This window comes from Burkholderia sp. FL-7-2-10-S1-D7 (genome assembly GCF_001524185.1).
GTDB lineage: Bacteria > Pseudomonadota > Gammaproteobacteria > Burkholderiales > Burkholderiaceae > Burkholderia > Burkholderia diffusa.
In genome coordinates this window covers 22,631-29,699 of record NZ_LOWY01000046.1, presented here as the reverse complement: position 1 = coordinate 29,699, position 7,069 = coordinate 22,631, and the positions used below count along the sequence as shown (strand labels likewise).

At 66.3% G+C, this 7,069-nt stretch carries 5 protein-coding genes; 1 reads left to right on the top strand and 4 read right to left on the bottom strand.

Going from position 1 to position 7,069, the window contains the following annotated elements; all coding sequences use genetic code 11:
* Positions 1-193 precede the first annotated feature (193 nt).
* Positions 194-2,389 carry a TonB-dependent siderophore receptor gene (locus tag WS75_RS16840; protein ID WP_059681506.1) on the bottom strand — a complete coding sequence of 732 codons (2,196 nt, stop codon included), beginning with the start codon at positions 2,387-2,389 and terminating at the stop codon, positions 194-196.
* Positions 2,390-2,810: 421 nt separating this feature from the next.
* Between WS75_RS16840 and WS75_RS16835 the strand changes: the two genes are divergently transcribed.
* Positions 2,811-3,257: a hypothetical protein gene (locus WS75_RS16835; RefSeq protein ID WP_059681505.1), complete on the top strand. Its 447-nt coding sequence runs from the start codon at positions 2,811-2,813 to the stop codon at positions 3,255-3,257.
* A gap of 21 nt (positions 3,258-3,278) precedes the next feature.
* Here the strand turns inward: WS75_RS16835 and WS75_RS16830 are convergent, their stop codons facing one another.
* The 3 genes from WS75_RS16830 to WS75_RS16820 all read right to left on the bottom strand — a co-directional run bounded on the left by WS75_RS16830 (position 3,279) and on the right by WS75_RS16820 (position 7,041).
* Positions 3,279-4,373 (bottom strand): porin, encoded by a 1,095-nt coding sequence (locus tag WS75_RS16830; protein WP_059681504.1) that lies wholly within the window; start codon positions 4,371-4,373, stop codon positions 3,279-3,281.
* Between the two features lie 98 nt (positions 4,374-4,471).
* Positions 4,472-5,815, bottom strand: coding sequence for an MFS transporter (locus tag WS75_RS16825; protein WP_059681503.1), 1,344 nt, complete (start codon positions 5,813-5,815; stop codon positions 4,472-4,474).
* Positions 5,816-5,979: 164 nt separating this feature from the next.
* Positions 5,980-7,041 carry a Rieske 2Fe-2S domain-containing protein gene (locus WS75_RS16820; RefSeq protein ID WP_059681502.1) on the bottom strand — a complete coding sequence of 354 codons (1,062 nt, stop codon included), beginning with the start codon at positions 7,039-7,041 and terminating at the stop codon, positions 5,980-5,982.
* Positions 7,042-7,069: the final 28 nt, after the last annotated feature.

The window sequence follows — 7,069 nt, the reverse complement described above, 5'->3', positions numbered from 1 at the left end:
TGGACGTGCATGAAATTCTCCAGGCACAAGCGTGCGCAATTACTCGCGATTTGAATATAGGATCGATCTGAAAAGCCGTTCAGATGGGCGGCTAACTGTACAAAATTCATTTCAGCGCATACCCGATGGTTGCAATTTTGAGCGTGGGCCGCTGTTTGCCTGCCGCCCACGCACACATCAGGACATCAGAACCTTAGAACGACACCGTCGTCGTCAGCGTGACGAGCCGCGGCTCGCCGACCGCGACGATCAGATTGCTGTTGCTCGACGGATAGTAGGTCTTGTCGAGCAGGTTCTTCACGTTGAGCTGGATGCGTGTCGGGAACTTGCCGATCGTCGTTTCATAGGCCGCGAAAGCATCGACGGTCACGTAGCCGGGCAGCGTGAAGCTGTTCGCGGTGTCGCCGGGCCGTGCGCCGACGAGCCGCACGCCGCCGCCGAAGCGCCAGCGTCCGGGCAGGTTCGCGATCGCCGTGTCGTACACCGCGAACAGACTGCCCATGTGGCGCGCGACGTTGACGAGCGGCGTGTTGCTGTCGCGGTCGTTCGCGTTCGTGTACGCGTAGCTGCCGATCAGGCTCAGATGGCGCGTGAGCTGCCCCGCGACGTCGAGTTCGATCCCGCGCGAGCGCGCGGTGCCGATGGTCGACGTGATGTCGCCGACCGTGACCGCGACGTTGCGCTTGTCGATCTGGTAGGCCGCGAGCGTGCCGGTGATGCCGGGCTTCAGGTTGAACTTCAGGCCGGCTTCCAGCACGCGGCCGAATTCCGGCGTGAGCGGCGCAGCCACGTTCGACGCGACGTTCGTCTTGAACGAGCGGCTCACGTTCGCATACGCGGTCAGCGACGGCGTGATCGCATAGGCGAGCCCGAACTGCGGCAGCCACACGTTGCCGTGCGAGCGGTCGGCGAACACGAACGGCCGCCCCATCCCCGATTCTTGCTGCCAGTCCTCCCAGCGCAACCCGCCGACCGCGGTGAGCCGATCGGTGATCTTCACGGAGTCCTGCACGATCATCGAGTACGTGTGGACCTTCGAAAGCGAGTCGCTCTGCTTCGTGCTTATCGTGCCGCCGGGCGCGAGCAGGTCGTAGACGGGATCGTAGAGATTGAAGCCCTTGGTCGCGGTGCCGCGGATCGTGTCGCCGCGGAAGCTGCGCTGCCGCTCGTATTCGCCTCCGATGTAGAGCACGTGGTTCATGCCCGCGAGCGTCAGGTTGCCGAGCAGGCCGAGCGTTGCGATCTGGTCGGAGTCGTTGCGCCCGAGGTTCGCGTCGGACGTGCGCGATAGCGCGCCGGTCGTGCTGTTGAAGGCGGTCGCGCGGGTGATGTATTGATCGTAGCGGTCGCGGCCCCAGCCGTAGGTCGCGCGCACGCGCCATGCGTCGGAGAAGCGGTGCTCGATGCGCGCGCGCAGCGTTTCCTGGATTCCGCTGCTTTGCGCCCACGCTTCCTCGTAGCGGCGATAGCGCAGCGCATCGTCGGGGCGGCCGTTCACGAGCACGGTGCCGCGATCGAACGGCATCGTGTAGTCGACGTACTGGTAGCTGACGTCGATCGACGTGTTCGCGTCGTGCCACGACAGCGCGGGCGCGATCAGCGCATCGCGTTGGCGGCCGAAGCTGCGCCAGTAGCGGCTCGTGTCGTATTCGCCGGTGAGCCGGAACGCGAGCGTGCCGCCCGCGACCTGGCCTGGCTTGCCGAGCGGACCGGTCAGGTCGAACTGCGCGCCGCTGCCGCCGTGGCTCGTGCGCGAGGCCGAGATCGAGCCGCCGAATGTTCCTTCCGGCTTGCGCGTGACGAGGTTGATCACACCGCCCGGGTCCTGCATCCCGTACAGCAGCGAAGCGGGGCCCTTCAGCACTTCGACGCGGTCGATCGTCGCGAGGTAGCTGTGCAGCACCGGCGTGCGCACGCCGTCGACGAGCACGGAGCCGTCGTTGTTCGAGCCGAAGCCGCGCTTGATGAACGCGTCGCGCGTGCCGCCGAGCGTGTTGGTCTGCGTCACGCCGCTGATGTTGCCGAGCACGTCGTCGAGCGAACGCACCTGCTGGTCCTGCATCACGCTGCTGCTGACCACGGCGACCGATTGCGGAATCTCCTTGAGCGGACGATCGTCGCCGCCGGCGACGCTGCTGGTGCGCGGCTGGTAGCCGACGGTCGGATCGGTGGCCGCCGATGCGCTGACGCTGATCGTCGGCAGTTCGCGTTCGGGCGGCGCGGGCGTCGACGCGCGCGAGGACGTGGCCGGGGAGGCCGGCGAGGCCGTGGCGGCAGGTTCGGCATCCGCATGCGCGCCGCTTGCGACGCAAAGGGTGATCAGGGCAGGCAGGCTCGCGCGCCACGGACGCAAGGTCCGCGCGCGGCGGGGCGGTCGACGGGATGGCATGAATCGATGAATGAACGGAGTGCTAAGGATGAAGGCGCGGGCCGCGGCGCTTCACTGATTCGCCGAGGCAGGACGCGCATGATATACGTAATGAGAATCGTTTGCAATTGTAATGAGGCCGATATGGACCGTGCATCGCGATTGCCGGGTCTTCGGCCGTCTGCTACCGTAGCGGCCAAAATCAGACGCAGTGAAATTCAATGAGAGCCGGGGGCCGCGCCATGCCATCTTCCTGTCACGTCGCGTGCAGCGCGATGTTTCGCACCGCCGTCGACCATGCGGGTGGTGAAGTGACCGCAGCCGTGTTCCGCGATTCGAACGAATCAAGCAACGGCAGCACGATCGTCCGGCGTGGCGCCGGGGAGCCGGCGCCGCGCCTCGGTCAACGACTTCAACCACTCCGCTTGACGGGAGACCACCCATGAAGAAGATTTCCGCGCCGTTCATGACGGCCGCGTTGGCCGCATGCGCGCTGCTGGCGGGCGTTCACCAGGGCGCCTGCGCCGCGCCGGCCGCGGAGCCCGCGATCGACGCGCACTACGGCACCGTGATCGAGGCCTATACGCAGGACATGGCCGCCGCGAAGACGAAATACGACGGCAAGCGCCTCGCGTTCGTCGGCGCCGTGATCCGGATGGGCAGCGACCCGGGCGGCACGTACTTCGGTGCGTTGACGACCGACGGCGAACAGTTCGATACGCATTTCGACGTGGCCGACCAGGCCGCGCTGAACCCGAAATTCCCCGGCGGCGAGATCAAGCCGTTCACGGCGTCCGCGAATTTCCGCTTCAGTTGCGAGAACGAAGGCTATATCGACGCGCCGGTGCTGCCCGGGTTGAAGCTCTCGCATTGCCGGCGTGCCGATTGATCGACGGGCGCTGTCCGGCGATCAGAACTTCTGCTGGATGCCGGCCATCACGCCGAGCTGATTCATCCCGGTGCCGACCGTCCCGCCGGCGGCGACCGCGTTCGCGGCCAGCGTGCTGTTGAACATATAGCCCACCGACGTATAGACGGTCGTCCGCTTCGACAGGAAATAGTTCGCCCGACCGACGAAGAGCGTGGCGTTCGTGCCGCCTTCGCCGTTTTCGCGGCGTTGCAGGTAGCGCACGCCTTGCAGGTCGAGCGCGAGGTACGGTGTCGCGTAATACGTGCCGCCGGCGAACACGATGTCGGCCTGCAGGTGTGCGGCCGCCGCGAGGTTGCGGCGGATCCAGCCGGCGCCGAGTTTCGCGGGGCCGATCTTCACGTAGCCGGCGACGATGTCGCGCGTGTCGGTGTACGCCGGATTGTTCAGCGGCGCGAGCGCGCCGCCGCCGCCTCGCATCACGTCGTGCGATGCGGCGACCCCGAAATTGCTTGCGTCATAGGCGAGCATCGCCGTGTATTGGCGGCAGGCTACGATGTCGCCGGGAACCTGTCCCGCGCAGCCCGTCGCGGACGGTCCCGCCGGCCCGGCCGCATCACGGCCGAAGCTGTAGGTCGCGCCGAGCGTCACGCCGTGGAACGTGCCCTTGTAGCCGATCGCATTGTCGCTGCGCGCGTTCGGTAGATACGAGTCGAAATCCGCCATCGAATGAATCGACGGGCCGATCACGTCGGCATTGGTCAGCACGATCATCGACATGTTCATCTGGCGGCCGAGGGTCAGCGCGCCGAAGGGGCTGTTCACGCCCACGTTCGCCTGCCGCCCGAACAGACGCCCGCCGTAGTTCAGCGCACCGGTGCCGGGCTGGAAGCCGTTTTCGAGCACGAAGAACGCCTGGTAGCCGCCGCCGAGATCCTCCGTGCCTCGCAGGCCCCAGCGTGACGGCACTTCGCCGGTCAGCGTCGGCATCCCGGTGAACGTCCCGCCGTGCGCCGCATTGTTGTAGTAGGACACGCCGGTATCGATGATCCCGTACAGCGTGACGCTGCTTTGCGCACAGGCCGGTCCGGCCAGCGCCATCGCCGTCGCGAATGCGACGCCCAGTTTCGTTTTCATGGCTGTCTCCAAACAGTAAGTAGATGTACTTATCGATTTTTCAGGCCCGGGGCATGCCGGGAATGCCGACGGGTATCGGCAGGACTTCGGGCGTCGCGTTACGAGATCGCCGGGTCGCGCTGCCGGTGCGGTGCCACGGCGCGCCCGCACGCCACGGCGACGGCAATCGCCGCGCCGGCCATCGGCACGAGGAACGCGAGATAGAGATGGGGCACGGACCAGCCGTCGTCCAGCAGCGCGCCGACCGTCATCGGCGACAGGATCGCGCCGAGGCGGCCGATGCCGACCGCGAGACCGATGCCGGTCGTACGGATCTCGGCGGGATAGGGCGTCGGCGACAACGCATACATGCCGGCCACGCACGCATTGATCACGGCGCCGAGGAACACCCCGACGGTCATCCCGATGCCGAGCGAGCCGGTGTTCATGCCGAACACGACCATCAGCGCGCCGCCCAGCAACAGCGTCGCGCCCAGCAGGTTGCGCAGGCCGAACCGGGTGGACAGCAAGCTGAAGAGCGACGCGCCCGCGATGCCGCCGAGGTTGAGCAGCACGCCACCGGTCACGCCTTGCGATGCCGACAGTCCGGCCTGGACCAGCAGCTTCGGCGTCCAGCTCACGACGAAATAAAAGCTGCCCATCACGAGAAAGAACGCGATCCACAGCGCGATCGTGCGGCGCGTGAGCGGCGCGCGCAGCACGGCCGTCCAGCTCGACGCGGGGCTCGTCGTGTCGATGGACGCAGTCATGGCCGGCAGCGCGTCGATCGGCGCGCGCTTCATTCTCGCGAGGATGCGGTTGATTTTCTGCAACGCGTCGTCCGGACGCCGTGCCAGCAGGAAGTCGAGCGATTCCGGCAGCAGGGCGAGCACCATCGGGATCGCCGTCAAGGTCAGGATGCCGCCGAACGCGAACACGCTGCGCCATCCCCACGTCGACAGCAGGTAGCCGGCGATGACGCCGCCAGCGGTGGCGCCGATCGCGTAGCCGGTCGACTGCATGCCGATCGCGGCGCTGCGCCATTTGTTCGACGCGTATTCGCCGCTGATGACGGTCAGGCTCGCCAGCATGCCGCCGATGCCGAGCCCCGTGTACGCACGTGCGATCGCGAGTTGCAGCGTGCTGTGCGTGGCCGCGCAGGCGAGCATCCCGGTCGAGATGACGGCGAGGCAGAACAGGATGATGCGGCGGCGGCCGATGCGATCGGCGAGCGGCGCGATCAGCACCGAGCCGATCCCCATGCCGGCGAGCCCCGCGCTCAGCAGCAGGCCGATTTCCTTGCCGCTCAGTTTCCACTCGGCAGCCAGGTGCGGTGCGGCAAACGCGATGGCCAGCACGTCGAAGCCATCGAGCATGTTCAGCACGACGCAGGCCGTGACCGCCATCGTCTGGAACACACTCATCGAGGATGCGTCGATCGTATTGCGGATATTTGCACTCACGTCAAAGACCCTTCATAAAAATAGTACGACTAATTGAATTGGAAGAAATCGAATCCGGCTGTAGCGAGCGGGGCGAACGCTAACGCGAATGCCTGTGCGGGCTGCCAACCGCGATGAATGCCTGCCGCGACCGGCAAGGTGTCGTTCGCCCGCCGGCGCGACGGTTACGCGAGTTCGGGTTGTTGCAGCAGCCGCTGGATCACGCGCCGCGCGCGATTGGGGCCCGCGTCGACGTGAATGTCGATCTGGCGGCTGTCCGGAAACCGCAGCTGATTCCGGTATTGCGCTTCGATCACGGTCTTGTCTTCATCGAACGTCGCCGCGGATTGCTCGATGACCGTTTGCGCGACGCGTTCGACGTCGTATTGCGGATTGGTCGCGACGGTCCAGAAATAGTGCGTCGTGGTGTCCGTCTCCGGCGTGATGCCGTGGAAGCCGCGCATGTGAAAGCCGCCGCGCGCGGGATCGAGCAGGTCGCCGGTGCCGGCGTCCATCGCGCCGGTCCAGATCCGGATATGCGACACGTGGAATTCGATTTCCTGCCAGCGATCGACCGGGCCCGCGAACGGCCATGCGGCCGTGTAGGTCGGCGGCGGGTCGGAATCCGGCATCCGGCGGACCAGCGTCACCGTGTCGCCGTCGCTGCTGACGCGGGTTTCCGCGCCCATGTGCAGTGACGCGTTGCCGCCGATCGTTTTCAGGTGGACATAGCCGAGGTGGCTCAGATCCATCAGGTTGTCGTGAATCAGCTGATACGGTGCGTCGTAATGGTAGTTGCCGCCGCCGAACCGGTATTGCGGATCCGTGTGGAACGCATAGCGCGGCGGCGCGCAGGTCGGTTGGGCGTGCGCATCGGCGCCGATCCAGATCCAGACGATCGCGTCCTGTTCCTGTACCGGATACGACGACACACACGCCTTTGCCGGAATCCGGTCCTGGCCGGGAATCTCCACACAGGTGCCGTCGCGGTCGAACAGCAGGCCGTGATAGCCGCAGCGCAGGCCGCGCGCTTCGAGCGAGCCGCACGACAGCGGCAGCGACTTGTGGCAGCAGCGATCTTCCAGCGCACCGACTTCCCCGGACGGCAACCGGAACAGCACGACCGGGTGGCCGAGCAGCGTGCGGGCGACGGGTTTGTCCGTCAGTTCGGACGACAGCGCGGCGACCCACCATCGGTCGACCGGGAATCGAGTTGTGTTGATGGGGGGCCGGGCAGGCTGCTCCATTGATCGTCTCCAGTATTGTGATTGGCCG